The following is a 24,742-nucleotide window of genomic DNA, read 5'->3' as shown; positions in this document are numbered from 1 at the left end:
CTCCGAGGTGTCGGTGACGCGACCGGTTTGTCTCGTCATGCGCTCAAGGACCAGACCGAGACGTTGGGCCGCGTTCTTCTTGTCCGTCATCGTGGCGTCAGCCTAGTGAACCGGCGGGCGCAATCTATGGTGGTTCGGTGCGTCTCGTCATCGCCCAGTGCACCGTCGACTACGTCGGCCGGCTCACGGCACACCTCCCGTCCGCTCGGCGTCTGTTGCTGTTCAAGGCCGACGGATCGGTGAGTGTGCACGCCGATGATCGCGCCTACAAGCCGCTGAACTGGATGACCCCACCGTGTTGGACCCAGGAAGAGCTGACCGAGGGGGCAGCGCCGGTCTGGGTGGTGGAGAACAAGGCCGGCGAGCAGCTGCGTATCACCGTGGAGGACATCGAGCACGACTCCAGCCATGAGCTCGGGGTGGACCCGGGCCTGGTGAAGGACGGTGTGGAAGCCCATCTGCAGGAGCTGCTCGCCGAACATGTCGAGCTGCTGGGTACCGGATTCACACTGGTGCGCAGGGAGTACATGACGGCGATCGGGCCCGTCGACCTGATGTGCCGCGACGAGACCGGCCGGTCGGTGGCGGTGGAGATCAAGCGCCGCGGTGAGATCGACGGCGTCGAGCAGCTGACCCGTTATCTGGAACTGCTCAACCGCGACACCCTGCTGGCCCCGGTCAGTGGCGTCTTCGCGGCCCAGCAGATCAAACCGCAAGCCCGCACCTTGGCCACCGACCGCGGAATTCGTTGCGTGATACTCGATTACGACAAGATGCGCGGCCTGGACAGCAACGAGTTCCGGCTGTTCTAGTGGGAAGCGGTTTCTAGTGGGAAGGCGTCGCCCCGACCGTCGTGCGGACCGACCGGTGCCGCAGTGGCTGTCGCAGCGGCGCGTGGAATCGGGTCCGGACGGCTACGACTACGAGGTCAAGACGGTGTCGGCGGCACGGGCCACCAAGGCCTATCGGTGCCCGGGTTGCGATCATGAGATCCAGCCCGGAGTCGCGCATGTGGTGGTGCTGCCGGTCGAATACGGTGATATCGAGGACCGCAGGCACTGGCACACGTCCTGCTGGAACAACCGGGCCAACCGCGGCCCGACCAGACGCTGGTCCTAGTGGGCGGCGTTCTAATGAACTGCGTCGACCTTGGGCTCGACGAGTTCGATGAGAACCCCGCCGGCGTCCTTGGGGTGGATGAAGTTGATCCGCGAGTCCGCAGTACCCCGGCGCGGCGCGTCGTAGAGCAGGCGCACACCGTCGGCGCGCAACCGTTCCGAGAGGGCGTCGATATCGCTGGTGCGGTAGGCCAGCTGCTGCAGGCCGGGGCCGCGGGTGCTGATGAACTTGGCGATCGTCGAGGACTCGTCCAGCGGGGCCAGCAGCTGGATCTGTGCGCTGTCCTTGGCCGAGCCGCGCACCGAGAGCATGGCCTCGCGAACGCCCTGGTCCTCGTTGACCTCCTCGTGCAGCACGATCATGCCGAGGTGGTCGTGATACCACTTGATGGCCGCATCCAGATCGGGCACGGCAATACCCACGTGATCGATCGCGGTCACCAGCGCGCTGGCGAGTGCCGGGCGGGCATCGACGTGGTCGGTGGTCATAGAGTAAAAGTAACCTGACATTGCAGTTTTTATGCCTGTGTGATCGGCCACACTTGCCTTCTCAGGCCCGTTACAAATTCTTTGGAGGATGGAAATGACGACCTCGGTGATCGTTGCGGGAGCGCGGACCCCCGTCGGCAAGCTGATGGGCTCGCTGAAAGATTTCTCGGGCAGCGACCTCGGTGCCCTCGCGATCAAGGCAGCTCTGGAGAAAGCCCAGGTCCCGGCGTCGCTGGTCGACTACGTGATCATGGGCCAGGTGCTGACCGCCGGTGCCGGGCAGATGCCCGCCCGCCAGGCCGCCGTCGGCGCCGGTATCGGCTGGGATGTGCCGTCGCTGACCATCAACAAGATGTGCCTGTCCGGAATCGACGCCATCGCGCTGGCCGATCAGCTGATCCGCGCCGGGGAATTCGAGGTGGTGGTCGCCGGTGGCCAGGAATCGATGAGCCAGGCCCCCCATCTGCTGCCCAAGAGCCGCGAGGGTTTCAAGTACGGCGACACCACGCTGGTGGATCACCTGGCCTATGACGGCCTGCACGATGTGTTCACCGATCAGCCGATGGGCGCGCTGACCGAACAGCGCAATGATGTCGACCAGTTCACCCGCGCCGAGCAGGACGAACTGGCCGCGCAGTCGCATCAGAAGGCCGCCGCGGCGTGGAAGGACGGCGTCTTCGCCGACGAGGTGGTGCCGGTGCAGATTCCGCAGCGCAAGGGTGACCCGATCGAGTTCAACGAGGATGAGGGCATCCGCGCGAACACCACCGCGGAGTCCCTGGGCGGGCTGCGTCCGGCCTTCCGCAAGGACGGCACCATCACTGCCGGTTCGGCCTCCCAGATCTCCGACGGCGCCGCTGCCGTCGTGGTGATGAGCAAGGCCAAGGCCACCGAACTCGGGCTGAGCTGGCTGGCCGAGATCGGTGCGCACGGTGTGGTGGCCGGCCCGGATTCGACGTTGCAGAGCCAGCCGGCCAACGCCATCAAGAAGGCCATTGCGCGCGAGGGCATCACCGTCGATCAGCTCGATGTCATCGAGATCAACGAGGCGTTCGCCGCGGTGTCGCTGGCGTCCACCAAGGAACTCGGGGTGGACCCGGCGAAGGTGAACGTCAACGGCGGCGCGATCGCCATCGGTCACCCGATCGGCACCTCCGGTGCCCGCATCACCCTGCACGCGGCGCTGGAGCTGGCGCGCAAGGGCTCGGGCTACGCCGTCGCCGCGCTGTGCGGCGCGGGCGGACAGGGCGACGCTCTGATCCTGCGCCGTCCCTGACCGCTGAGAATGCGCTCAGTTTGAGCAACGACACAATGTAGTAGCTGGCCGCCCGCTGCGGCACAATGGCGCTCATGGCAAACAACTATGACGTCCGCAGCGTGGCGGRCTGGTTCCGGATCATCGCGATCGCGGAAGCACTCAGCTGGGCCGGACTGCTGGTCGGGATGTACTTCAAGTACGTCGGTTCCCCGCAGACCGAGATCGGTGTGAAGATCTTCGGCCCTATCCACGGTGGCATCTTCATGGCCTTCCTGGTCGGCGCACTGCTGGTCGGTATCGCGCGCAAATGGAACGTCGTGACCTGGGTGCTGGCGTTGCTGGGCAGCATCGTGCCGCTGGGAAGTGTGATCTTCGTCATCTGGGCCGACCGGACCGGCCGGATCGGTGGACCTACCGTCGCTGCCGGCGCCGGCGAGGACGTGCCAAACTTGGTGGCGTGACACGCCCACGCCCTTCCGTCGGACCGGCCCTGGCCGGTGCATTCGATCTCTCCGCGCTCAAGCAGCCACCGYCGCCGCCCCCGGGTGCCGCGGCGCCCGCCGAGGTGACCGGCGCGGTCCAGGTCACCGAGGCGAATCTGGAAGCCGAGGTGCTGGTCCGTTCCAGCGAGATCCCGGTCGTCGTCCTGCTGTGGACGCCGCGCAGCGACGCAAGCGTCCAGTTGGGGGAGGCGCTGGGCGCCCTGGCCCAGACCGATGGCGGCACGTGGTCGCTGGCCATGGTCAACGTCGACACCACCCCGCGGGTGGCGCAGATGTTCGGCGTGCAGGCAGTACCCACCGTGGTGGCTCTGGCCGGCGGTCAGCCGATCTCCAGCTTCCAGGGCCCGCAGCCGCCCGATCAGTTGCGTCAGTGGATCGATTCACTGATCAGCGCCACGGCGGGCAAGCTCAGCGGGGTCCCCGAACAGCCCGAGCAGGCCGACCCGGAGTTGGAGCAGGCCCGCGCCTACCTGGACGACGGTGATTTCGACGCGGCGCTGACGGCCTACGAGGCCATTCTGGCGGCCAAACCCACCGACGCCGAGGCGATCGGTGCGGTTCGGCAGATCACGTTCCTGCAGCGGGCGACGACCCGACCGGTCGAGGCACCGGCGCTGGCCGATGCGGCGCCCGGCGATGCCGAAGCCGCCTTCGCCGCCGCTGACGTCGAGATCCTGCAGCAGAACGTCGAAGCCGCCTTCGACCGGCTGATCGCGTTGATCAAAGCCACCGCCGGGGACGAGCGCACCGCCGCCCGCACCCGACTGATCGAATTGTTCGATCTCTTCGACGCCGCCGACCCGGAGGTCATCGCGGCCCGCCGCAAGCTGGCGAACGCGCTCTACTGACAACTGCCCGAGAACACACGAATGGCCCTTATTTCGTAGGAAATAGGGGCCATTCGTGTCTGTTTCGCGGGGCTACTGTTCCAGCTCGAACCAGAGCGCGGCCAACGGTGGCAGTGCCATGACCGCCGACGCAGGGCGCCCGTGCCACGGCTCGGCCGTCGCCTCCACCGATCCCAGGTTGCCGATACCGGACCCGTTGTAGATGGTGGCGTCGGTGTTGAGCACCTCCCGCCACGTCCCGGACTGCGGCAGCCCCAGCCGGTACTGCCCATGCTCGTTCCCGGAGAAGTTGAACACGCAGGCCAGCGTCGAGCCGTCGTCACCGAAGCGCAGGAAGCTCAGCACATTGTTCGCCGAGTCGTTGGCGTCGATCCACGAGTAGCCGTCGGGCACGGTGTCGCGGGACCACAGCGCCCGGCGGCTGCGGTAGAGGGCGTTGATATCGGTCACCAGATTCGAGATCCCGGTCGAGAAGCTCTGCTCGGACAGCTGATACCAGTCCACACCGCGTTCCTCGGACCATTCGGCGCGCTGGCCGAACTCCTGGCCCATGAACAGCAACTGCTTACCCGGGTGTGCCCACTGGTAGGCCAGCAGCCCGCGCAGGCCCGCTGCCTTGTTGTGGTCGTTGCCCGGCATCCGGCTCCACAACGTGCCCTTGCCGTGCACCACCTCGTCGTGGCTGATCGGCAGGACGAAGTTCTCGCTGAACGCGTAGAGCATCGAGAAGGTGATCTCGTGGTGGTGATAGCTGCGGTGAATCGGGTCGCGCTTGATGAACTCCAGGGTGTCGTTCATCCAGCCCATGTTCCACTTCATCGAAAAGCCAAGGCCGCCAAGGTTGGTCGGTCTCGTCACGCCTGGCCACGAGGTCGACTCCTCGGCGATCGTGACGATGCCGGGGGTCACCTTGTGCACCGTGGCGTTCATCTCCTGCAGGAACTGCACCGCCTCCAGGTTCTCCCGACCGCCGTAGATGTTGGGCGTCCAGCCGTCGGCCGGCCGCGAGTAGTCCAGGTACAGCATTGATGCCACCGCGTCGACCCGCAGGCCGTCGACGTGGTACTCCTGTAACCAGTACAGCGCGTTCGCCACCAGGAAGTTCCGGACCTCGGGGCGCCCGAAGTCGAAAACGTAGGTGCCCCAATCGAGTTGCTCGCCGCGCCGCGGATCGGAGTGCTCGTAGAGCGCGGTCCCGTCGAAACGGCCCAGCGCCCAGGCGTCCTTCGGGAAGTGCGCGGGCACCCAGTCGATGATCACGCCGATGCCGGCCTGGTGCAGCGTGTCGATCAGATAGCGCAGATCGTCGGGACTGCCCAGGCGCGGTGTGGGTGCGTAGTAGGAGGTCACCTGGTAACCCCAGGAACCGCTGAACGGATGCGCCGCGACCGGCAGCATCTCGACGTGGGTGAAACCGTGCTCGACGAGGTAGTCGGTGAGTTCGACCGCCAACTCGCGGTAGGTCAGGCCCGGCCGCCACGACATCAGGTGCACCTCGTAGGTGCTCATCGGTTCGAAGACCGGATTGCGCAGCGCGCGCCCGGCCATCCATTCATCGTCGTTCCAGCTGTAGTCACTGGTGTTGACCCGCGACGCCGTCCGTGGCGGCACCTCGGCGGCGAAGGCGAATGGATCCGCCCGGTCGCTGACCGAGCCGTCGACCCCGTGGACCCGGAACTTGTAGAGGCCGTCTTCGGGGAAATCGGGCCAGAACAGTTCCCAGACGCCGGTCGAGCCCAGCACCCGCATCGGTGCCTGGCCGCCGTCCCAGTGGTTGAACTCGCCGATCAGGCTGATGCCCTTGGCGTTCGGCGCCCAGACCGCGAACGAGTAACCCTCCACCACGCCATCCGGCGTGGTGAAGCTGCGGCGGTGCGCGCCCAGGGTTTCCCACAGTCGCTCGTGGCGACCCTCGGCGAACAGGTGCAGGTCGATCTCGCCGAGGGTGGGCAGGAATCGGTAGGCATCGGCGACCGTGATGGCCGGGGCGTCGGGGTACTGCACCTCGAGGCGGTAGTCGATCAGGTCGGTGAACGGTACTGCGCCCGCGAACAGGCCTGCCTCCAGGTGATTCAGCGGATAGCGCTCACCGCCGATCAGCGCGGTCACCGACTCGGCGTGCGGGCGCAGCGCGCGGATGACCGTGTGGTCGCCGTATTCGTGCGCGCCCAGGATCGAGTGCGGGTCGTGATGCTCGCCGGCGCTCAGCCGGTGCAGGTCGTTCGCACCGGGGCGCAGGTGAATGCTGGTGTTGGGGTTGGTTTGAGTCAAGATTTACTCACTCCCTCCGTAAGAGGCTCAGTCGAGATTCGTACGGGATCAAAGGCATGTTGAGGATGTGTGCAACCGCCCGTCCCGGGTCCAGGCGCACGTAATTGGCCTGGCCCCAGTGGTATTCGTCACCGGTGACTTCATCTCGCACCCAGAATCGGTCGTAGGGCTCCATGCCCAGGCCTGCCATGTCCAGCCAGACGGTGCCTTCCTCGGGGCCGAACGGGTTGAGGGTCACCACCACCAGCACACAGTCACCGGTGACCGGATCGAACTTGCTGTAGGCCAGGATCGCGTCATTGTCGACGTGGTGGAACTTGATGGTGCGCAGCTGCTCCAGCGCCGGGTGCAGCCGCCGGATCTCGTTGAGCCTGCCGATGAACGGCTCCAGCGACTGGCCGGTGGCCACCGCCGCCTCGAAATCGCGTGGACGCAGCTCGTATTTCTCCGAGTCCAGGTATTCCTCGCTGCCTTCGCGCACCGCCCGGTGCTCGAACAGCTCGAAACCCGAGTACACGCCCCACACCGAACTGAAGGTCGAGGCCAGTACCGCCCGGATGGCGAACATGCCGGGACCGCCGTGTTGCAGGCTTTCGTGCAGGATGTCCGGGGTGTTGACGAACAGGTTCGGGCGCGCGCAGTCGGCATACTCGGCGATCTGTTCGCCGTACTCGATGAGTTCCCACTTGGCGGTGCGCCAGGTGAAGTACGAATAGGACTGGGTGAAGCCCAGTTTGGCCAGACCGTACAACCGCGCCGGCCGGGTGAAGGCCTCGGCGAGGAACAGCACGTCGGGATCCTCGTCCTTGACCTTGCCGATCAGCCACGCCCAGAAGTTGGGCGGCTTGGTGTGCGGGTTGTCCACCCGGAAGATCTTGACGCCGTGCGATATCCAGTACCGCACCACCCGGAGCACCTCGGCGTAGAGCCCGGCCGGGTCGTTGTCGAAGTTCAGCGGGTAGATGTCCTGATACTTCTTCGGCGGATTCTCCGCATAGGCGATGGTGCCGTCGGGCAGCACGGTGAACCACTCCGGATGTGCCTGCGCCCAGGGGTGATCTGGCGCGCACTGCAGCGCGAGATCGAGTGCGACCGACAGTCCCTGATCGGCTGCGGCCGCGACGAAGTCGTCGAAGTCCTCGATGGTGCCGAGGTCGGGGTGGATGGCGTCATGACCACCCTCGGTGCTTCCGATCGCCCACGGGGAGCCGACGTCGCCCTCGGCCGCGGTCACGCTGTTGTTGCGCCCTTTTCTGTGCACCTTGCCGATCGGGTGGATCGGGGGCAGATACACGACGTCGAAGCCCATCCGGGCGACCCGGGGGAGATCCTTGGCGGCGGTGGCGAAGGTGCCGTGCACCGGTTTGCCGTTGCTGTCCCAGCCGCCGGTGGAACGCGGGAACAGTTCGTACCAGGCCGAGAAGCGGGCCTGCGGCCGATCGACCCACACTCCGAATTGCTCACCGCGAGTGAGCAGTTCGCGCAGCGGATAGCGATCCAGCAGATCGGCGATGGCGGGAGACAGGGCGGCGCCGGCACGGGTGAACGGATCACCCGGTTCGCGCAGCGCGGCCGCGGCATCGACCAGCGGTCGGCGCTGCTCGCGTGGCACGCCGGTGGCGGCCCGCTCCAGCAGCTGAGCACCGATGAGCAGATCGTTGTTCAGTTCGGTTTCACCCTGGCCGGCGTCGAGCTTGGCGGTCACGCCCTTGCGCCACGTGGCGATCGGATCGCCCCAGCCGTCGACTCGGAAGGTCCACATGCCGACCTGGTCCGGGGTGAACTGACCGTGCAGCACATCGGGTGTGCGGCCGGGTGTCATCGGCAGCACCAGTGGTTTGATCCGCGGCGGCGTCACCGGGGGTGAGGGCTCCGAGACCAAACCCGGCGGGTCCGGGGCCAGCTGAGGATAGGCCGTGCCGTGATAGCGCACCACGAGCGTGGCCGACACCGCGTCGTGACCCTCCCGCCACACCGTTGCCCGCACCGGTACCACTTCGCCGACTACCGCCTTGGCGGGAAATCGTCCACCGGACAGCGCGGGCGCGACGTCATCGATTCCGATACGACCGGTCACGCACGAATCTCCTCACTCGGCGCGGCCCCGACTTCGGTGACCGCGGTCCGTCTGGTCTCTGTGTTTCTGCCTCGACGCGCTCGTTACCGACTGTGAGTACCCAACCTAGTGTCAGGGACACATCGGGGGGCGAGATGAGATGACTCCGGTGACCGAAGCGACACCTCCGGGCCGCACCGCGGGTCGGTCAGTAAGGTGGAGCCGCGTGAAAGCCCTCCGCAGATTCACGGTCCGAGCACATCTCCCCGAGCGGCTCTCCGCACTGGAGAAATTGTCGGTCAACCTGCGCTGGTCATGGCACAAACCGACGCAGGACCTGTTCGCCGCCATCGATGCGACGCTGTGGGACCAGGTCGGTGCCGATCCGGTGGCGCTACTCGGTCTGGTCAGTCCGCGACGTCTGGACGAGCTCGCCGTCGACGAGGGATTCCTGCAGCGTGTCGACGCGCTCGCCGCGGATCTGGACGACTATCTGAGCCGCCCGTTGTGGTATCAGCACCAGGCGGGCGACGGGGTGGAGCTGCCCAACGGAATCGCCTATTTCTCCATGGAGTTCGGTGTGGCCGAGGTGCTGCCCAACTACTCCGGCGGTCTGGGCATCCTGGCCGGTGACCACCTGAAATCCGCCTCGGATCTGGGGCTGCCGCTGATCGCGGTCGGGCTGTACTACCGGTCGGGGTACTTCCGGCAGTCGCTGACCGCCGACGGTTGGCAGCACGAGACCTATCCGTCGCTGGACCCGCAGGGGCTCCCGCTGAGGCTGCTGACCGACGCCGAGGGCCAGGCCGTGCTCATCGAACTCGCCATGCCCGACGGCAGGCAACTGTTCGCGCATGTCTGGGTCGCCCAGGTCGGCCGAATCCCATTGCTGCTGCTCGATTCCGATATCGGCGAGAACGAGCACGATCTGCGCGGGGTGACCGACCGGCTCTACGGCGGTGACCAGGAACACCGGATCAAACAAGAGATTCTGGCCGGTATCGGCGGTGTCCGCGCCATCCGGGCCTACACCGAGGTGGAGGGGCTACCCGCCCCGGAGGTGTTCCACATGAACGAGGGGCATGCCGGTTTCCTCGGGGTGGAGCGGATCCGCGAGCTGATCGACGCCGGACTCGACTTCGACACCGCACTCACGGTGGTCCGGTCGTCCACGGTGTTCACCACCCACACCCCGGTGCCCGCCGGTATCGACCGGTTCCCCGTCGACATGGTGACCCGGTATTTCGCCGATGAGCGCTTGCGCGAAGAGCATGTGACCGATGAGCGCTCGCGCGAAGAGCATGAGTCAGATACCCGGCTGCTGCCGGGTGTCCCGCTGGAACGGGTGCTCGCCTTCGGTGCCGAGGACGATCCGTCGAAGTTCAACATGGCACACATGGGTCTGCGGCTGGCCCAGCGGGCCAATGGGGTGTCGTTGCTGCACGGCCGGGTCAGCAGGGCGATGTTCAACGAGCTGTGGCCGGGCTTCGACCCGGGTGAGGTGCCGATCGGTTCAATCACCAACGGTGTGCACGCACCCACGTGGGCGGCGCCGCAATGGGTGGAACTGGCCCGCGAACTGATCGGCAGTGACGACCTCGGCTCGCTCAGCGAAGCGGACACCTGGCACAAACTGCAGCAGGTCGACGCCGGTCATCTATGGCGGATCCGCTCCGAGCTGCGCGGTCAGCTCATCGAGGACGTGCGCGCACGACTGCGTCGTTCCTGGCTGGAGCGAGGTGCCTCGGAGGCTGAACTGAGCTGGATCGCAACAGCATTCGATCCCGATGTGCTGACCGTCGGGTTCGCCCGCCGGGTGCCCACCTACAAGCGGTTGACGTTGATGCTGCGCGATCAGGAGCGGTTGGAGCGGCTGCTGCTCGACGCCGACCGTCCGGTGCAGCTGATCGTCGCGGGCAAGTCCCACCCCGCCGATGACGGTGGCAAGGCGCTGATCCAGCAGATCGTGCGGTTCGCCGACCGTGCGGACGTGAGGCACCGGATCGCCTTCCTGCCGGACTACGACATGTCGATGGCCCGGCTGCTGTACTGGGGCTGTGATGTCTGGCTGAACAACCCGCTGCGCCCGCTGGAGGCCTGCGGTACCTCGGGCATGAAGAGCGCTCTCAACGGCGGGCTGAACCTGTCCATCCGCGACGGCTGGTGGGACGAGTGGTACGACGGCGAGAACGGCTGGGAGATCCCGACCGCCGACGGGCTTGCCGATGAGAGCCGCCGCGACGATATCGAGGCCGGCGCGCTGTATGAGCTCCTCGAATCCTCGGTGACCACCACGTTCTACGACCGCAACGAACACGGCGTGCCGTCCCGTTGGGTGGAGATGGTGCGCCACACCCTGCAGGCACTCGGGCCCAAGGTGCTCGCCTCGCGCATGGTCCGCGACTACACCGAGAAGTACTACGCGCCTGCGGCGAAATCCTTGCGCGCCACCATCGAGCCGACCGAGGACTCCACCGGGGTGCCGTTCGGCGCGGCACGCCAGTTGGCTGCGTATCGTTCACGGGCGCAACAGGAATGGTCGAAGATCCAGATCACCGATGTGGACAGTTACGGTCTGCCCGACACGCCGCTGATCGGCAGTGAACTGACGCTCACCGCATCGGTGTATCTGGCCGGGCTGGCGCCCGACGAAGTCGTCGTGCAGGCGGTCGTGGGTCGGGTCGACAGCGGCGACATCCTGCAGGACCCGGTGAAGGTGGCGATGACGCACACCGGCACCGTGGGTGGTAACCAGATCTTCTCCACGACCACGCCGCTGCCGCTGGCCGGTCCGGTCGGCTACACGGTGCGGGTGCTGCCGCACCACCGCCTGCTGGCCGGGGAGAACGAACTGGCGCTGGTCACCCTGGCGTGAGGGTGGGCGAGCGGAGCGAGGAGGACATGAACCAGATCCTGGTGGTCGACCTCCCCAGCGGGCCGTACGCGCTGGCCGCGGGTCCCGACGGAGCCATGTGGGTGACCCTGGTGCACAGCGGGCAGATCGCCCGCGTCACCGCAGCCGGCGATGTGACCGTCTACGACGTCGCGCCGGACAGTAGGCCCTCGATCATCACCGCCGGCCCGGACGGTGCCTTGTGGTTCACCCGTAACGGCGATGACCGGATCGGCCGGATCACCACCGCCGGTGTGCTCAGCGAGGTCGAAATGCCCTCCGGCAGCGCGCCTTTCGGCATCACCGCGGGTCCCGACGGCGCCCTGTGGTTCACCGCGATGAATTCCGGCGTGATCGGCAGAGTCGACGTCGACGGCACGGTCACCGAGGTGGCCACCCCCGGCGGCATGCCGTCGATGATCACCGCGGGCCCCGACGGCGCCCTGTGGTTCACCCTCAACGAGGCCAACGCGGTCGGCCGGCTCGAACCGTCCGGCTCGCTACGGGTACGCGAGGTGCCCACGCCACGGTCCGGACCGGTCGGGATCGCCGCCACCCACGACGACGCCATCTGGTTCACCGAGATTCTCGCCGACAAGGTCGGCCGGATTCCCACCCGTGAGGCCATCCAGGAACTCGACCTGCCCGGCAAGCCGCACGCCGTGGTCGCCGATCCGTCCGGTGGGGTGTGGGTCAGCCTGTGGGGGTCCGACCAGATCGCCCGGATCACGGCCGACGGCGAGGTGAGCACGATCGACCTGATCGAGAACGGCGAACCGCACGGGCTGGCCATCGCCGGTGACGGTGCGCTGTGGGTGGCGATGGAAGCCGGATACCTGTGGCGGTTGCCGGTCGGCTGAGTCCCGCACCGGCCGTGTCCTTGTCGTGGCCGCAGAGTTACATAGGCGATGTAAGTTCCTCGAGGTGCCTACTGCGGGGTTTGTCGTGCCACGGCCCTTTGCCCTGTTCACCGTGGTGGTGGCGGCCGCCGTGCTGTGCGCCCCGGTCGCTGCGGGGGACCCAGGCATCGACCCGAACGAGCCCGATGTCGACCCGGTGTTCGCGCCCGCCGTCGACCCCGCCCTGGAGCCTCCGCTCGCCCCGATGATGCAGCCCGCCTCGGTCGCGGCGCCGCAGCCTCAACCACAGCTGCACGGTTTGGTGGCCTCCCCACCGCCGACGAGCACCGAGACACCGGACGGCTGGAGGCTGACGCTGTCCGCGGTCAACGAGACCCAACTGATCGCCGCACCGCTGACCACCGCACTGTCGTCGCGCAGCTACATCGTCGGCGGCACCTTCACCGGGAACATTTCCGGGCCCGAAGGCGGTGAGATCCCCGAAGGTGTGCTGGAGGTCGGCTACCAGATCGGTTGCGGTGTCGACATGAGCACATCGAACGGTGTCACCCTCACCGGCACCGCGGGCATGTCCCCGTCACTCGGCCTGGCCGGTATCGAGGTGGCATCACCGGGACTCGACGGGCTGGTCCCGGTGCTGACCACCCCGGTCGTGGGTGGTGTGGCCGTCGGGCTGAAGCCCGGCATCATCAACATGGTCCCGGTGACCGAGAAGGAGTTCCGGGGGTCCAACCCGTGGGTGTTGGTGAGCAATTTCCAGGTCAAGATCGACGGGTGCGTTGGCCAGTCCTTCATCCGCTCGTTTGCGTTCCTGACCCGCTCGACGGACGAATCCGATTCGGTGCTGGCCTATTACGGCGAGACCAAGGTGGTCTGATCCAGCCACCCCGAGTCGCTGCGCGGCCGCCCGCCGTCAGGGGAACCGCTTGAAGCAGCGGTCCTGCTCGCCGAGCACACCCACCCGGAACGCATCGATCCGGGAAAAGCCCGACGGCACCGATTCACCGTTCACGTCGCTGGCGGCCAGACCGTTGAGCAGGATGCCGGACACCGCCTCGTCCACATCGCCCGCGGTGAGCTGAATCGTGTTGCCGTCCGGGGTGTTCACCTCGTCGACCATCTTCGTGGTCGCGACCCCGGTCAGGCACGCGGTGCGCAGCGCGGCCTGCGCCGTGTTCAGGGCGACGCCGCCGTGCTGATGCTGGATCGACTGCATGTACCGCGACACCAGCACCGAATATCCGGTGTTGTCCCCGGTGACCAGCCCGGTGTCCTCGTCATCGGATTGCGCGCCGAGCATCTCCAGTGCCGGCAGGTCCACCGCGATCGTGTTGGTGGCCGGGCAGAACGTCACCGGCGCATCGGAATCGGCGTCCGGACAGTCCTGCGGCTCGAAGGTGAGTTCGGGTGGCTCGGCCGGGTCGAACAGGATCTCCATCGCGTCCATGATGGAACGCACCGAGTCCTCGGTGATCTGCAGCTCCCCGGACTGGTCCTCCGGCAACAACACCGGCAGATCGCCGCGGCGCTGTTTGATCTCCGCGGGGTCCATCGTCGCGCAGGACCCGGCGCCGTCGGTGAACCCGAACTGGAATGCCGACACCCGCTCGAACGCCGAACCGTGTTCATCGTCGCCGACGTCGGAGTCGCCCTCACTGAGCAGGGGGTCGCGGAACGCGATCATCGCGGCCAGCAGGTTGTTCAGCCCGTCACCGGTGGACAGTGTGAACCGCGGTGAGTTCCCTTCGGCGACCCAGCGCATGTAGACCCCGGCCAGGCAGTCTGCCTGCTGTTCGGACACCAGGGTCGGCGTCGACCTGGTGACCATCCCCGCCTGTTCCTGCACCGCGTGGCCGTACTCGTGGGCCAGCACCATGGTGACGGCCATGTCGCCGTTGGCCCGGCGCAGCGAGGGCAGCAGCACGCCGCGGTCCCAGCCGATCGTCTCGTCCTCGTGGCAGAACGCGGCGTTGACCAGGTTGTAGGTGTCGGTGTCGCAAAAGACGCCGTCGAAACCATCTGCGTCCCAGGAGATCACGTCGGACACCGGAGTGAAGTCGTCATCGAAGGTCTCGGGGTAGGCCGTCTCCCAGAACTCCTCGATGTCACTGATCGAGCTGACCGCGAGGTGGTCGATCTCGCCGCCGTCGGTATCGGTCACCTCACGGGTGGGTTCGGCGGCGTCATCGCGCAGACCGGTCGGTCCGTCGGTGGCGGGCATACCCGCCACCCGGAACGGGTCGGCGAACACCGACACCGCGTTGCCCTGCAGTTCCTGTCCACACCCACTGAGCAGGAGCGCGATGCAGGCGACCAGCGCCGCACCCGTCAACTGTCGGCGCCTCATATGGTGCCCCGCCTTTCGGTGCGCCCGGACGGGCCTGCCGCGTTTGTGCAGCCAGGATAGTGAAAATCTGCCGGTGGTGGCGGTTATCCGGGCCGAGCGGTCAGCCGGCCCAGCGCGGCGATGACGCGATCGTGATCGGTCGTCGCCCAGAACGGCGGCAGCGATGAGCGCAGATAACCGCCGTAGCGGGCCGTCGCCATCCGGGAATCCAGCACCGCGACGACGCCGCGATCGTCGACCCGGCGCAGTAGCCGGCCCGCCCCCTGGGACAGCAGCAGCGCGGCGTGGTTGGCCGCCACCGCCATGAATCCGTTGCCGCCGCGCGCGGCGATGRCGCGCTGGCGTGCGGTCAGCAGTGGATCATCGGGACGCGGGAACGGAATCCGGTCGATCAGCACCAGCGACAGCGTGCGCCCGGGCACGTCGACGCCCTGCCAGAGCGACAGGGTGCCGAACAGCGAGGTCTCCTCGTCGTCGGCGAACCGTTGCACCAGGGCGGCGGTGGTGTCCTCGCCCTGGCACAGCACCGGCGTCGAGAGGCGTTCGGCCATCACCTCGGCGGTCGCCTTGGCCGCGCGCATCGAGGAGAACAGGCCAAGGGTGCGCCCGCCGGCGGCGTTGATCAGCGCCTCGATCTCGTCGAGCTGGGCCGGCGAGCCGGTGCCGTCACGCCCGGGCGGGGGCAGGTGTTTGGCCACGTAGAGGATTCCGGACTTGGCATGGTCGAACGGCGACCCGACGTCCAGACCGCGCCATGTGGTCTTGCCTTCCCCGCCGGACAGTCCCCAGGCCGCGGCCATCCCGTCGAAGTTGCCACCGATGGTCAGTGTCGCCGAGGTCAGCACCGCGGTGGATTGTTCGAAGAGCCTGGTGCGCAACAACCCTGACACCGACAGCGGCGCCACCCGCAGGATGGCCCGTTTTCCTCCGCCGCCCCGATGGTTCTCCTCGTGGTCGAGCCACACCACGTCGAAGCGGTCGGGGATCGCCGGGCCGAACGAGTCCAGGATGCGTGCCGCGATATCGCCGATCTCGGTCACCGCGGTGACGGCCTCGGTGCGCGCGGCGGCCGCCTGCGGGTCCGTGGGGGTGGTGTCGATCGCGGACCGGATGGTGAACGCCGCGTCGCGCAGCGCCGTCAGGTAGGTGGCCAGCTCGTCGTCGAGGTGGTCGATGCGCCCGGGTTCGGCGTCGTAGATGGCCGAGGCCAGGTTGGCCCCGGCGGCCTCCATGCGGTCGGAGAGTTCGTCGGCGACCAGCCTGCCGATCCGTCGCTGCGCCGCGCCGAGCACGGTGGCCGAGAGTTCCCCGGTGGCCACGCTGGTGACCCGGTCGACCAGTTCGTGCGCCTCGTCGACCACCAGCAGGTCGTGTTCGGGCAGCACCGAGGCATCGGCGATCGCGTCGATCGCCAGTAGCGCGTGATTGGTGACCACCACATCGGCGTTGCCGGCCTTGGCGCGGGCCTTCTCCGAGAAACAGTCGGTGCTGAACGGGCAGCGTGACACCCCGATGCATTCGCGCGCCGACACGCTGACCTGGCCCCAGGACCTGTCCGGCACCCCGGGGACAAGGTCGTCGCGGTCACCGGTCTCGGTGTCGGAGGACCAGCTCGTCAAACGCTGCACATCGCGTCCCAGCGCGGTGGCGGCGACCGCGTCGAACAGTTCCTCCTGCGGGCGGTCCTCCGTCGATTCGGTGGTACTGCCGTTGTGAATCTTGTTCAGGCACAGGTAATTTCCGCGTCCCTTCAGCAGCGCGAAGGTGGGGCGCCGGGGGAGCAGGCCGGCGAGGGCGTCGGCGAGCCGGGGCAGGTCGCGGTCCACCAGCTGCCGTTGCAGGGCGATGGTGGCGGTGGACACCACCACGGGTTCGTTGGCCGCGACCGCCCGCGCGATGGACGGCACCAGATAGGCCAGCGACTTGCCGGTGCCGGTGCCGGCCTGCACGGCGAGATGGCGGCCGGTGTCGAACGCCTCGGTGACGGCCTGCGCCATCTCGACCTGGCCGGGCCGCTGTGCCCCGCCGAGCGCCGCGACCGCCGAGGCGAGCAATTCGGTGACTGAGCTCTTGGTCACGACGGGGGTTTGTCCGGTGCCACGACGCGGGTCGGGATGGCCGGCTCGCCCCTGGACAGTTTGAGACCGTCCCACGGCAGGCTGCCGAGCCCGGCCGCCACCCGGGCGCGGGCCTCCTCGAGGTCGTGCTTGTGCACGGGCTGCCCGCTCCGGACCATTTCGACCGACAACGGCCGGGCGCTGAAGCCGTCTTCGGTCACCGGTGGGTGGCCCGCCGGATAGACGACCTCTTCCACGACGGTCCCGGACGGCTTGGCGACCCGCAGCGCCTGCTTGCTGCCGCCCGCAGACGCCTTGTGCGCGCTGCGTTTCTGCACGGTGATGCCGTCGACCTCGACGAGCTTGTAGACCATGCCGGCGGTCGGTGCGCCCGAGCCGGTGACCAGCGAGGTGCCGACGCCGTAACTGTCCACGGGTTCGGCCCGCAGCGCGGCGATGGCGAACTCGTCGAGGTCGCTGGAGACCACGATCTTGGTGCCGGTGGCGCCGAGACTGTCCAGCTGGTCGCGCACCTGGCGGACCAGCACGGCGAGTTCACCGGAGTCGATCCGCACCGCCCCCAGTTCGGGGCCGGCGACCGCGATGGCGTTGGCGACGCCGGCGGTGATGTCGTAGGTGTCCACCAGCAGGGTGGTGCCGACACCGAGCGCGTCGACCTGTGCCCGGAACGCGGAGCGTTCTGACAGATCTCGCGCGGCGGCGCCATCTGTTCCGTCGGCGGTGGTGTGCAGCAGGGTGAAGGCATGCGCGCTGGTGCCCAGCGCCGGAACCCCGTAGCGCTGCTGGGCGGCCAGGTTGGAGCTGCCGTTGAATCCGGCGATCCAGGCCGCCCGAGCCGCGGCAACGGCGGCCTCCTCATGGGTGCGCCGCGAACCCATCTCGATGAGCTGACGGCCACCGGCTGCCGCCACCATCCTGGCCGCGGCCGAGGCGATGGCGCTGTCGTGATTGAGGATGGACAGCGCCAGGGTTTCCAGGACGACGCACTCGGCGAAGCTGCCGCGCACCGAGAGCACCGGCGAGTTCGGGAAGTAGAGCTCACCCTCCGGGTAACCGTGCACATCGCCGGTGAACCGGAAATCCGACAGGAACGCGCACGTGTCGGCGTCCAGGAAGTCGGACACCGCCGCCAGGGTTCGCTCGTCGAAGGTGAACTGCGCCAGCGCTTCCACGAAGCGCCCGGTGCCGGCGACGACTCCGTAGCGCCGCCCCTCGGGCAGCCGTCGCGCGAACACCTCGAAGGTGCAGCGCTTGTGGGCCGAGCCGTCGCGCAGCGCAGCCGCGAGCATGGTCAACTCGTATTTGTCCGTCAGCAGTGCTGTGCTCACGCCATCGCTCACGATCTCACCGTATCGGTACCGTTCCGGTTCGGGCGTGCAGTCGGCCCCCGGTATCCTGTGCGTCATGGTTACCCCAGCGCGGACCAAGCCGGGTACCCGGGAGGACACGGCGGCCGACGTCGACCGCCGCGAAGACGCCGCCACGGACAGTCCCTGGGTGACGGTCGTGTGGGACGACCCGGTCAATCTGATGTCGTATGTGACCTACGTGTTCCAGAAACTGTTCGGCTACTCCGAACCGCACGCCACCAAACTCATGATGCAGGTGCACACCGAGGGCAAGGCCGTCGTCTCGGCCGGCAGCCGTGAGTCGATGGAGGTCGACGTCACCAAGCTGCACTCCGCCGGGTTGTGGGCCACCATGCAGCAGGACCGCTGATCGTGCGGAAATGGAAGCGGATCGACGGTGCCGACGGACCCCGATTCCGGTCTTCGCTGGCCGCCCACGAGGCTGCGCTGCTGCGCAATCTGGTGACATCGCTGACCGGGATGCTCGACGATCGCGAATCTGCCGCTCCGGCTGACGAACTCAGCGAAATCACCGGGATCCGGACCGGGCATTCGTCGCCGCCCGAGGACGAGACGATGAAACGGTTGCTGCCGGACTTCTTCCGGTCCCGCAACGGCCATCCCGCGGGCTCCGCGGCGGCCGACAGCTTGAACAGTGCGCTGCGCAGCCTGCATGAGCCGGCCATCATCGATGCGAAACGGCAAGCGGCGCAACGCCTGCTGGACACCATGCCGGAGGGTGGCGGGAAGTTCGAGCTCTCCGAGGACGACGCGCAAGCCTGGGCCTCGTCGGTCAACGATGTGCGGCTTGCACTCGGTGCGATGCTGGAGATCGGTCCCGAAGGCCTCGACCAACTGCCCGTCGGGCATCCGATGGCCGGCCACCTCGACGTGTATCAGTGGCTGACGGTGCTGCAGGAGTACCTGGTGCTCAGCCTCATGGGGTCGCGTCCGTGACCGATTTCGGCTCCATCACCGATGTTGCCGGCATCCGGGTCGGTCATCACCACCGGATCGACGATGACGCCACGCTGGGCTCGGGATGGGCGTGCGGCAGCACCGTCGTGTTGGCGCCGGAGGGCACGGTCGGTGCGGTGGACTGCCGGGGCGGGGCCCCGGGCAGCCGCGAGACCGATCTGCTGGACCCGTCGAACAGCGTCCGCCACGTCGATGCGGTGCTGCTCACCGGCGGCAGCGCCTACGGACTGGCCGCCGCCGACGGCGTGATGACCTGGCTCGAGGAGCATGGCCGCGGTGTGTCGATGGACGGCGGCGTGGTGCCGATCGTGCCGGGCGCGGTCATCTTCGATCTGCCGGTCGGCGGTTGGGGCTGCCGCCCGGGCGCGGAGTTCGGGTATACCGCCGTGCAGTCCGCCGGCGACCGCGTGGCGGTCGGCAACGTCGGTGCCGGGGCCGGAGCCCGCGCCGGCGTCCTCAAGGGCGGGATCGGTACCGCCTCGCTGACCCTGCCCGATATCGGGGTGACGGTGGGGGCGGTCGTCGCCGTCAACTCCGGGGGCAATGTGATCGACCCGGCCACCGGGCTGCCCTGGATGGCCGACCTCATCGCCGCGTTCGGATTGACCGCGCCGCCGCCCGACGAGGTGGCCGACTTCGCCGGCCTCGACAAGAAGAGCGGCCCGCTGAACACCACCATCGCCGTCGTCGCCACCGACGCGGCGATCAGCCCGGCCGGGTGTCGCCGCATCGCCATCGCGGCCCAGGACGGACTTGCCCACACCATCCGTCCGGCGCACACTCCGGTGGACGGTGACACCGTGTTCGCGCTGGCCACCGGGGCGGTGCAGGTGCCGCCGTCGGAGAAGGTCCCGACTGCGATGTCACCGGAGACGGCGCTGCTCACCGCGATCGGCGCCGCCGCGGCCGACTGCCTGGCCCGTGCCGTACTGGTCGGTGTGCTGGCAGCGGAGTCGATCGCCGGAATACCCACCTACCGGGGCCTGTTGCCCGGAGCGTTCCCCCGAGAAACGGAGTCTTGACGTGCTGGTGATCCGCGCCGATCTGGTGGACGCCATGGTCGCCCACGCGCGCGCCGACCATCCCGACGAAGCGTGCGGTGTGATCGCCGGACCGGAGGGTTCGGATCGCGCTGAGCGTTTCATCCAGATGGTCAATGCCGAGCGGTCCCCGACGTTCTACCGGTTTGACTCCATGGAGCACCTCCGGGTGTGGAAGGCGATGGACGAGGCCGACGAAGTGCCAGTGGTGATCTATCACTCGCACACAGGGACCGAGGCCTATCCGAGCCGCACCGACGTCGCGATCGCCGCAGAGCCCGACGCCCATTATGTGCTCATCTCCACCCGCGACCCCGAGGTGCACGAACTGCGCAGCTATCGCATCCTCGACGGCGTCGTCACCGAAGAACCTGTCAGCATCGTCGAGCAGTACGGATAAAAGGAGCCACCGTGTCAGTAGTCGTGTCGATCCCCACCATCTTGCGCACCCACACCGGCGGGGAGAAGCGGGTGAACGCCGCCGGTGACACCTTGCAGGCCATCATCGCCGATCTCGAGAGCAACTACTCGGGGATCTCCGAGCGCCTGGTGGACAACGGCAAGTTGCACCGCTTCGTCAACATCTACGTCAACGATGAGGACGTCCGGTTCTCCGGTGGCCTGGAAACCGTGATCGCCGACGGTGATTCGGTGACGATCCTGCCCGCCGTTGCAGGTGGGTAAGCCTTGACGCGATACGACTCGCTGCTGCAGGCGCTGGGAAACACCCCACTGGTCGGCCTGCAGCGGCTTTCGCCGCGCTGGGACGAAGACGAGAACGGCCCGCACGTGCGGCTGTGGGCCAAGCTGGAAGATCGCAACCCCACCGGCTCCATCAAGGACCGGCCCGCGCTGCGGATGATCGAGCAGGCCGAGCGCGACGGGCTCATCAAACCCGGCGACACCCTGCTGGAGCCGACCAGCGGCAACACCGGCATCTCCCTGGCCATGGCGGCGCTGCTCAAGGGCTACCGGCTGATCTGCGTGATGCCGGAGAACACCTCGATCGAGCGACGCCAGCTCCTGGAGCTCTACGGCGCCAAGATCATCTTCAGTGCGGCCGAGGGCGGCTCGAACACCGCCGTCGCGCACGCCAAAGAGCTTGCCGCGCAGAACCCTTCGTGGGTGATGCTCTACCAGTACGGCAACCCCGCCAACGCCGCGGCGCACTACGAGGGGACCGGGCCCGAATTGCTGGCCGACCTGCCGGAGATCACCCACTTCGTCGGCGGGCTCGGCACCACCGGCACGCTGATGGGCACCGGTCGGTTCCTGCGCGAGCGGGTGCCCGGGATTCAGATCGTGGCCGCCGAGCCCCGCTACGGCGAAGGCGTGTACGCGCTGCGCAACATCGACGAGGGTTTCGTGCCCGAGCTCTACGACCCGGAGGTGCTGACCACCCGGTTCTCGGTGGGTGCCTTCGACGCCGTCAAGCGGACCCGGGAGATCGTGCAGGTGGAAGGCATCTTCGCGGGCATCTCCACCGGCGCGATCCTRCACGCCGCGCTGGGCATGGCGGCCAAGGCGATCAAGGCCGGTGAACGCGCCGATATCGCGTTCACCGTGTGCGACGCCGGCTGGAAGTATCTGTCCACCGGTGCCTACGCCGGTAGCCTCGATGACGCAGAGGACGCGTTGGAAGGGCAGTTGTGGGCATGAATTACCCGGTCACCCCCGAGCCGAAGAAGAAGCCGGCCTGGGTGGTCGGCGGTGCGACGGTCATCGGTTTCGTCGCACTGCTCTACGTCGTGGAGATCGTCGACACCGCCATGGGGCACCGCCTCGACAACGACGGCATCCGGCCGCTGCAGACCGACGGGCTGTGGGGGATCCTGTGGGCGCCGCTGCTGCACGGCGGCTGGCCGCACCTGATCGCCAACACGGTGCCCGCGTTGGTGCTCGGTTTCCTGATGACCCTGGCGGGCATGGGGCGCTTCATCGGCGCCACCGCCATCATCTGGGTGCTCGGCGGATTCGGCACCTGGCTGATCGGCAATATCGGCGCGCACTGCCCCTACGTGGGCGTGCAGTGCACCACCAATCACATCGGGGCGTCCGGGCTGATCTTCGGGTGGCTGACTTTCCTGATCGTGTTCGGTTTCTTCACCCGCACCGCCTGGGAGATCGTCGTCGGAGTCATCGTCGCGCTGGTCTACGGCGGTGTCCTGCTCGGCGTGGTCCCCGGGACTCCCGGGGTGTCCTGGCAGGGGCATCTGTGCGGCGCGATCGCCGGGTTCATCGCGGCGTACGTGTTGTCCGGGCCGGAACGCAAGGCCCGTGCGCGGCGAACGACCGGCGCCCCGTCGATCGGCTGAGGTCGCGTGTGCTGTGTGCGTCGGACCACTGTCCGACGCGAATGATGCGCAGCAGACGGCCCGGCGCGGCGCCGTCCCGCGTCACGGCGGGGACACAAAATGAAACTTGTCGCCCAATGCGGTGATGCCTTCGCCCCGATGCTGTAGGGCATGGCAAGCTAGAGATGTGCGAGTCACCGTACTGGGTTGTTCCGGCAGTGTTGTCGGCCCTGATTCGCCCGCGTCCGGATATCTGCTGACCGAACCCGACACGGCGCCGATGGTGCTCGACTTCGGTGGCGGCGTGCTTGRCGCGCTGCAGCGTCACGCTGATCCCGGCGCGGTGAACGTGCTGCTCTCGCACCTGCATGCCGACCACTGCCTGGACATGCCCGGGCTGTTCGTCTGGCGCCGGTACCACCCCAATCCGCCCGAGGGGCGCGCATTGTTGTTCGGCCCCACGCACACCTGGGAGCGCCTCGGTGCGGCGTCCTCACCCGAGGGCGGCGAGGTCGACGACATCTCCGACATCTTCGAGGTGCAGTCCTGGGTAGACGGCCGGGCCGTGAAGCTGGGCGCGCTGACGGTCGAGCCGCGGCTGGTGTGCCATCCCACCGAGTCCTACGGCATGCGCTTCACCGACCGTGACGGCGTCACGTTCGCCTACAGCGGGGACACCGGGATCTGTGATGCCGTAGTCGAATTGGCGCGCGGTGTCGACGTGTTCCTGTGCGAGGCGTCGTGGACACACTCGCCGGAGCGCCCACCGAACCTGCACCTCTCCGGTACCGAGGCGGGTCAGATCGCCGCCCGCGCCGGGGTGGGCGAACTGCTGCTCACCCACATTCCGCCGTGGACATCGCGTGAGGATGTGATCAGCGAGGCCAAGGCCGAGTTCGACGGTCCGGTGCATGCGGTGGTGTGCGGCGAGACCTTCGATGTGACGCGTCACTGAGGCCGGTTAGTGTTGCCTCGTGTCCAGACGAGAAGACGGCAGGCTTGACGACGAGCTGAGGCCAGTGGTCATCACCCGCGGTTTCACCGCTCATCCCGCCGGTTCGGTGTTGGTGGAGTTCGGTCAGACCCGGGTCATGTGCACCGCATCGGTGACCGAGGGAGTGCCGCGCTGGCGGAAGGGCTCCGGGCAGGGCTGGCTGACCGCCGAGTACGCCATGCTGCCTGCGGCCACCCACGAGCGCTCCGGCCGCGAGTCCGTCAAGGGCAAGGTCGGTGGGCGCACCCAGGAGATCAGCCGGCTGGTCGGCCGCTCCCYGCGCGCCTGCATCGACCTCGGCGCGCTGGGGGAGAACACCATCGCCATCGACTGCGACGTCCTGCAGGCCGACGGCGGCACCCGTACCGCCGCGATCACCGGCGCCTATGTGGCGCTCTCCGACGCGGTGACCTACCTGGCCGCGGCGGGCCGGCTGTCCGACCCGCGCCCGCTGTCCTGTGCGATCGCCGCGGTGTCGGTCGGCGTGGTCGACGGGCGGGTACGGGTGGACCTGCCCTACACCGAGGACTCCCGTGCCGAGGTGGACATGAACGTCGTCGCCACCGACACCGGCACCCTGGTCGAGATCCAGGGCACCGGCGAGGGCGCCACGTTCCCGCGTTCGACGCTGGACAAGATGCTGGACCTGGCGATGGCCTCCTGCGAGGAACTGTTCACCATCCAGCGCGCCGCGTTGGAGCTGCCGTACCCGGGTGTGCTGCCGGAGCCCAGCGGGCCGGCCAAGAAGGCCTTCGGAAGCTAGGGATGTCCCGGCTGCTGGTTGCCTCACGTAACGCCAAGAAGTTGGCCGAGCTGCGCCGGGTGCTCGACGCGGCCGGACTCTCCGGGCTGACGCTGCTGTCGCTGACCGATGTGCCCCCGTTCGAGGAGGCTCCCGAGACCGGCGCGACCTTCGAGGAGAACGCGTTGGCCAAGGCGCGCGACGCCTACGCCGCCACCGGGATCCCGGCGGTGGCCGATGACTCGGGACTGGCCGTCGATGCGCTGAACGGCATGCCCGGCGTGCTGTCGGCGCGGTGGTCGGGTGCCCACGGCGATGACGTGGCGAACCTGGAACTGCTGCTGGGTCAGCTGCGCGATGTGCCCGACGAGCGGCGCGGGGCGGCTTTCGTCTCGGCGTGTGCGGTGGTCTCCGGTGCGGGGGAGACGGTGGTCCGTGGCGAGTGGTCCGGCGCGATCGCGCGGGAACCGCGGGGCGACGGCGGGTTCGGTTACGACCCGATCTTCGTCCCGGACGGATCGGCGCGGTCGGCGGCCGAACTGACCCCGGCCGAGAAGGACGCGGCCTCGCATCGCGGCCGCGCGCTGGCGCTGCTGGTGCCGGCACTGCGCACGCTGGTGTAGC

The 24,742-nt window shown here is 67.9% G+C and carries 24 protein-coding genes; 18 read left to right on the top strand and 6 right to left on the bottom strand.

Annotated elements, in window-relative coordinates; all coding sequences use genetic code 11:
- Window positions 1–137: 137 nt before the first annotated feature.
- Window positions 138–812: an endonuclease NucS gene (gene nucS, locus AC1DTF_RS17280; RefSeq protein WP_057167347.1), complete on the top strand. Its 675-nt coding sequence runs from the start codon at window positions 138–140 to the stop codon at window positions 810–812.
- A 16-nt stretch (window positions 813–828) separates the two neighbouring features.
- Window positions 829–1,119, top strand: a complete 291-nt coding sequence (locus AC1DTF_RS17275; RefSeq protein WP_477474944.1) for a hypothetical protein — start codon at window positions 829–831, stop codon at window positions 1,117–1,119.
- An 11-nt stretch (window positions 1,120–1,130) separates the two neighbouring features.
- Here AC1DTF_RS17275 and mce read toward each other — a convergent pair whose 3' ends face one another.
- On the bottom strand, window positions 1,131–1,607 hold the full coding sequence (mce, locus tag AC1DTF_RS17270; RefSeq protein WP_477474943.1) for a methylmalonyl-CoA epimerase: 477 nt from the start codon (window positions 1,605–1,607) through the stop codon (window positions 1,131–1,133).
- A 94-nt stretch (window positions 1,608–1,701) separates the two neighbouring features.
- Between mce and AC1DTF_RS17265 the strand changes: the two genes are divergently transcribed.
- From AC1DTF_RS17265 to AC1DTF_RS17255, 3 genes are all read left to right on the top strand, one after another.
- Window positions 1,702–2,883 carry an acetyl-CoA C-acetyltransferase gene (locus tag AC1DTF_RS17265; RefSeq protein ID WP_477474947.1) on the top strand — a complete coding sequence of 394 codons (1,182 nt, stop codon included), beginning with the start codon at window positions 1,702–1,704 and terminating at the stop codon, window positions 2,881–2,883.
- A gap of 65 nt (window positions 2,884–2,948) precedes the next feature.
- Window positions 2,949–3,326 (top strand): DUF3817 domain-containing protein, encoded by a 378-nt coding sequence (locus AC1DTF_RS17260; RefSeq protein ID WP_477474942.1) that lies wholly within the window; start codon window positions 2,949–2,951, stop codon window positions 3,324–3,326.
- Entirely contained in the window at window positions 3,323–4,216 is an 894-nt protein-coding gene (locus AC1DTF_RS17255) for a co-chaperone YbbN (RefSeq protein ID WP_477474941.1), read from the top strand. Before AC1DTF_RS17260 ends, AC1DTF_RS17255 begins: the two co-directional genes overlap by 4 nt.
- A 72-nt stretch (window positions 4,217–4,288) precedes the next feature.
- Here AC1DTF_RS17255 and glgB read toward each other — a convergent pair whose 3' ends face one another.
- Window positions 4,289–6,487 (bottom strand): 1,4-alpha-glucan branching protein GlgB, encoded by a 2,199-nt coding sequence (glgB, locus tag AC1DTF_RS17250; protein ID WP_057167343.1) that lies wholly within the window; start codon window positions 6,485–6,487, stop codon window positions 4,289–4,291.
- Window positions 6,488–6,494: 7 nt separating this feature from the next.
- Window positions 6,495–8,564 (bottom strand): alpha-1,4-glucan--maltose-1-phosphate maltosyltransferase, encoded by a 2,070-nt coding sequence (locus tag AC1DTF_RS17245; protein ID WP_057167342.1) that lies wholly within the window; start codon window positions 8,562–8,564, stop codon window positions 6,495–6,497.
- A 205-nt stretch (window positions 8,565–8,769) separates the two neighbouring features.
- On the opposite strand from AC1DTF_RS17245, the gene glgP reads away from it, so the two are divergent.
- The 3 genes from glgP to AC1DTF_RS17230 all read left to right on the top strand — a co-directional run bounded on the left by glgP (window position 8,770) and on the right by AC1DTF_RS17230 (window position 13,173).
- Window positions 8,770–11,418: an alpha-glucan family phosphorylase gene (glgP, locus tag AC1DTF_RS17240; RefSeq protein WP_477474940.1), complete on the top strand. Its 2,649-nt coding sequence runs from the start codon at window positions 8,770–8,772 to the stop codon at window positions 11,416–11,418.
- A 26-nt stretch (window positions 11,419–11,444) separates the two neighbouring features.
- Complete coding sequence (locus AC1DTF_RS17235; RefSeq protein WP_477474946.1) at window positions 11,445–12,296, top strand: Vgb family protein; 852 nt, start codon at window positions 11,445–11,447, stop codon at window positions 12,294–12,296.
- An 85-nt stretch (window positions 12,297–12,381) separates the two neighbouring features.
- Window positions 12,382–13,173, top strand: coding sequence for an MspA family porin (locus AC1DTF_RS17230; protein ID WP_477474939.1), 792 nt, complete (start codon window positions 12,382–12,384; stop codon window positions 13,171–13,173).
- Window positions 13,174–13,209: 36 nt separating this feature from the next.
- Here the strand turns inward: AC1DTF_RS17230 and AC1DTF_RS17225 are convergent, their stop codons facing one another.
- From AC1DTF_RS17225 to AC1DTF_RS17215, 3 genes are all read right to left on the bottom strand, one after another.
- Complete coding sequence (locus AC1DTF_RS17225; protein ID WP_477474938.1) at window positions 13,210–14,643, bottom strand: neutral zinc metallopeptidase; 1,434 nt, start codon at window positions 14,641–14,643, stop codon at window positions 13,210–13,212.
- 83 nt (window positions 14,644–14,726) lie between these two features.
- Window positions 14,727–16,721 carry an ATP-dependent DNA helicase gene (locus tag AC1DTF_RS17220; RefSeq protein ID WP_477474937.1) on the bottom strand — a complete coding sequence of 665 codons (1,995 nt, stop codon included), beginning with the start codon at window positions 16,719–16,721 and terminating at the stop codon, window positions 14,727–14,729.
- Window positions 16,718–18,010 carry a nicotinate phosphoribosyltransferase gene (locus tag AC1DTF_RS17215; protein ID WP_477474945.1) on the bottom strand — a complete coding sequence of 431 codons (1,293 nt, stop codon included), beginning with the start codon at window positions 18,008–18,010 and terminating at the stop codon, window positions 16,718–16,720. The genes AC1DTF_RS17220 and AC1DTF_RS17215 overlap by 4 nt, the downstream gene beginning before the upstream one ends.
- 115 nt (window positions 18,011–18,125) lie before the next feature.
- Between AC1DTF_RS17215 and clpS the strand changes: the two genes are divergently transcribed.
- From clpS to rdgB, 10 genes are all read left to right on the top strand, one after another.
- Entirely contained in the window at window positions 18,126–18,440 is a 315-nt protein-coding gene (gene clpS, locus AC1DTF_RS17210; protein ID WP_057167337.1) for an ATP-dependent Clp protease adapter ClpS, read from the top strand.
- A 2-nt stretch (window positions 18,441–18,442) separates the two neighbouring features.
- Window positions 18,443–19,027, top strand: a complete 585-nt coding sequence (aosR, locus tag AC1DTF_RS17205) for an oxidative stress transcriptional regulator AosR (RefSeq protein ID WP_057167361.1) — start codon at window positions 18,443–18,445, stop codon at window positions 19,025–19,027.
- Window positions 19,024–20,070, top strand: a complete 1,047-nt coding sequence (locus tag AC1DTF_RS17200) for a P1 family peptidase (protein ID WP_477474936.1) — start codon at window positions 19,024–19,026, stop codon at window positions 20,068–20,070. Before aosR ends, AC1DTF_RS17200 begins: the two co-directional genes overlap by 4 nt.
- A gap of 1 nt (window position 20,071) precedes the next feature.
- Complete coding sequence (locus AC1DTF_RS17195) at window positions 20,072–20,488, top strand: M67 family metallopeptidase (protein WP_057167335.1); 417 nt, start codon at window positions 20,072–20,074, stop codon at window positions 20,486–20,488.
- 11 nt (window positions 20,489–20,499) lie between these two features.
- A complete protein-coding gene (locus AC1DTF_RS17190) occupies window positions 20,500–20,772 on the top strand; it encodes a MoaD/ThiS family protein (protein WP_057167334.1) in 273 nt (90 codons plus the stop codon).
- Window positions 20,773–20,775: 3 nt separating this feature from the next.
- A complete protein-coding gene (locus tag AC1DTF_RS17185; protein ID WP_057167333.1) occupies window positions 20,776–21,747 on the top strand; it encodes a cysteine synthase in 972 nt (323 codons plus the stop codon).
- Window positions 21,744–22,403 carry a rhomboid family intramembrane serine protease gene (locus AC1DTF_RS17180; protein WP_477474935.1) on the top strand — a complete coding sequence of 220 codons (660 nt, stop codon included), beginning with the start codon at window positions 21,744–21,746 and terminating at the stop codon, window positions 22,401–22,403. The genes AC1DTF_RS17185 and AC1DTF_RS17180 overlap by 4 nt, the downstream gene beginning before the upstream one ends.
- Window positions 22,404–22,569: 166 nt before the next feature.
- Window positions 22,570–23,337: a cyclic nucleotide-degrading phosphodiesterase gene (locus AC1DTF_RS17175; protein WP_477474934.1), complete on the top strand. Its 768-nt coding sequence runs from the start codon at window positions 22,570–22,572 to the stop codon at window positions 23,335–23,337.
- A 19-nt stretch (window positions 23,338–23,356) separates the two neighbouring features.
- Window positions 23,357–24,139: a ribonuclease PH gene (gene rph / locus AC1DTF_RS17170; protein ID WP_477474933.1), complete on the top strand. Its 783-nt coding sequence runs from the start codon at window positions 23,357–23,359 to the stop codon at window positions 24,137–24,139.
- Between the two features lie 2 nt (window positions 24,140–24,141).
- Window positions 24,142–24,741 (top strand): RdgB/HAM1 family non-canonical purine NTP pyrophosphatase, encoded by a 600-nt coding sequence (rdgB, locus tag AC1DTF_RS17165; RefSeq protein WP_477474932.1) that lies wholly within the window; start codon window positions 24,142–24,144, stop codon window positions 24,739–24,741.
- Window position 24,742: the final 1 nt, after the last annotated feature.

It is taken from the genome of Mycobacterium sp. P4_H6 (assembly GCF_056400845.1).
The sequence above is the reverse complement of the archived record's forward strand: the minus strand, read 5'-3'. Positions and strand labels throughout refer to the sequence as shown.